The sequence below is a fragment of the Streptomyces sp. WAC05292 genome (genome assembly GCF_003949955.1).
GTDB classification, from domain to species: domain Bacteria; phylum Actinomycetota; class Actinomycetes; order Streptomycetales; family Streptomycetaceae; genus Streptomyces; species Streptomyces globosus.
In genome coordinates, this window is record NZ_RPSE01000657.1 from 1 (window position 1) to 1,927 (window position 1,927).

General features: G+C 71.8%; 3 protein-coding genes. 1 reads left to right on the forward strand and 2 read right to left on the reverse strand.

Annotation, left to right across the window (positions count from 1 at the left end):
* Nucleotides 1-693, reverse strand: a 693-nt coding sequence (locus EF903_RS32110) for an alpha/beta fold hydrolase (RefSeq protein ID WP_125548473.1), incomplete at its 3' end; no start/stop codon positions are given.
* 118 nt (nucleotides 694-811) lie between these two features.
* Between EF903_RS32110 and EF903_RS32115 the strand changes: the two genes are divergently transcribed.
* Nucleotides 812-1,396: a TetR/AcrR family transcriptional regulator gene (locus tag EF903_RS32115; protein ID WP_125548474.1), complete on the forward strand. Its 585-nt coding sequence runs from the start codon at nucleotides 812-814 to the stop codon at nucleotides 1,394-1,396.
* A gap of 39 nt (nucleotides 1,397-1,435) precedes the next feature.
* Here the strand turns inward: EF903_RS32115 and EF903_RS32120 are convergent, their stop codons facing one another.
* Nucleotides 1,436-1,879, reverse strand: coding sequence for an Lrp/AsnC family transcriptional regulator (locus EF903_RS32120; RefSeq protein WP_125548475.1), 444 nt, complete (start codon nucleotides 1,877-1,879; stop codon nucleotides 1,436-1,438).
* Between the last annotated feature and the right edge of the window lie 48 nt (nucleotides 1,880-1,927).

Sequence of the window (1,927 nt, forward strand, 5' to 3'; positions counted from 1 at the left end):
GGGCTGGGAGGGCAGCCTGTCCAGCACGCGGGGCATGTCCCACTGCGGGGTGCCGAACGTAGCGGCCGGGAAGTTCTGCCGGTACAGCTCCAGGCCGAGGTGGAGCCTCTCCGGCGTGTTGAGCCCCTCCTTCATGGCCTTGCGGTCCTCGGTGGAGTCGTAGCCGGGGACGTTCCCCGTCCAGTGGTCCCAGAGCCAGTCGAGGTAGGCGAGGTCGTTCGCCGCGACGAGTTGGTCGGCCACGGCCATCTGGAAGAAGTAGAAGTGGACGTACCGCTCGATCCGGGCGGGGTCCGCGCCGCCCCGGTCGTAGAACGGCAGCGGCGGGACGTCGTTGACGACCACCTTGGCCCACCGCTCGGGTGCGGCCGCGGCGGCACCCCAGGTGGTGAAGCCGCCCCAGTCGTGCCCGATGAGGACCGCGTCCGACCCGCCGCCCAGCGCCTCGTGCAGGGCGTTGGCGTCGGCGATGAGGTCGGGAAGGCGCATGCTGCCGTCCGGCGGGATCTGGGAGGGGGCGAAGCCCCGCATGGTGGGGACCACGGCGTGGTATCCCGCCTCGGCCAGCGCCGGCATGAGGTACCGGTACAGCCGGGGGGTGTCGAAGCCGTGCAGCATCAGTGCGAGCGGCCCCTCTCCTGCTTCGACGTAGGCCAGGTCCAGGCCGTTGGCGGTGATCCGCTTGTGTTCCATCTCGGCTCCTCGGGCTCCGGAACGCTCTAAAAAGAACGTTCTAACTAGTCGGAAGCTAGCACGGCGTCCGCGGGATCCACAAGCTAGAACGAACGCTCTACCCAGTAGGCTCTGCCGTATGGCGAAATCACCACAGCCGGGCACCCGGGAGCGCATCGTCCACGCGGCCTCCCTGCTGATGCAGCGTCAGGGGTACGAGGGGACCGGCATCAAGCAGGTCGCGCAGGAGGCCAAGGCCACGCTCGGCTCGGTCTACCACTTCTTCCCCGGCGGCAAGCAGGCCCTCGGCGTGGCCGCGGTCCGGCACGCCGACCAGGAGTTCGCCGACCTGCTGTCGGCGTCGCTGTCCGAGGAGGCCGACCCGGCGAAGGCCATCGCCGCCTGCGCCCGCGCGCTCGCCGGCCACCTGCGCGACTCCGGCTGGGTGGACGGCTGCCCGATCAGCGCGACCGCTCTGGAGACCACCGGGCGGGTCCCCGACATCGAACAGGCCGTCAGCCAGGCCTTCCAGCACTGGCGGGACATGGTGGCCGACACCCTCCGCGCAGCCGGCTTCCCGGAGGGCGACGCGCACGACCTGGCCACCACCGTCATCAGCACCCTCGAAGGCGCCGAGCTCACCGCACAGGTCTTCAAGAGCGAGACGCCGCTGACGCTCGCGGGCGAGCATCTGGCCCGGCTCATCAACTCCTACAAGGGGTGAGGGCCCGGCGGGGCCGCGCGGGCGCAGGCCCGCGCCGCCCTACGGTGCCGCCGGCAGCGGCTTGGGCGGGTAGCTGCGCAGGACGAGGGAGGTGGTGACCGCTCCGTGGCGGGCGAGGGAGTCCACGATCTGCTCCAGGCGTCCGGCGTGCGCGCAGTGCACGTCGAACACCAGGCAGTCCTCGCCGGTCACGCGCAGGGTCGAGACGACCTCGGGGGTCCGGGCGGCGAGGGCGAGCGCCTGGGCCAGGCGGGCGTGGGTGGTGCGCAGCCGGACGACGGCGTGGATGTTCAACCCGACCGCCGCCGGGGCGACGACGGCGCGGTAGCCGGTGACGGCCCCGATCTTCTCCAGGCGCCGGATGCGGGCGGCGGCCGCAGGCTGGGACAGTCCCACCCGGCGCCCGACTTCGGCTCCGGTGAGCCGGCCGTCGGCCTGGAGCAGGTCCAGGATGGCCCGGTCGATCCCGTCGAGTGATTCCATCGTCGTCTCCCCCGCTTTCCTTGCGATCGCTTGCCCGCCCCCGTCGTC